1 pseudogene is annotated in these 258 nt (G+C 55.4%); it reads right to left on the bottom strand.

Going from position 1 to position 258, the window contains the following annotated elements:
* A pseudogene (locus ACTHS4_RS12115) lies at positions 1–258 on the bottom strand (RHS repeat protein); the annotation flags it as partial.

Genomic DNA, 258 nt, shown 5'->3' with positions numbered 1-258 from the left:
TGACTGCATAAGCCGCCGCTACTTTGGTTTTGCCTTTGCCGCCTTCGGTCAAATCGTTAAGGATGGCGATTTGCCTTTTCAGACGGCCTAAGGGATCGAGTTCGTAGCGGCTGGCGAGTTTACCTTGTGTGCGGAAGATTTCGCGGTGTAGCTTATCGCGCTCGAGGTCGGAGATGACTTCGTCGTCGAGGCTGATTTGGTGCAGGTGGCCGCTGCCGTAATACAGATAGTTGATCTGTCTGCCGTCGGGCAGGACGG

This window comes from Neisseria sp. P0014.S009 (assembly GCF_051958155.1).
Classification (GTDB): domain Bacteria; phylum Pseudomonadota; class Gammaproteobacteria; order Burkholderiales; family Neisseriaceae; genus Neisseria; species Neisseria flavescens_C.
The sequence above is the reverse complement of the archived record's forward strand: the minus strand, read 5'-3'. Positions and strand labels throughout refer to the sequence as shown.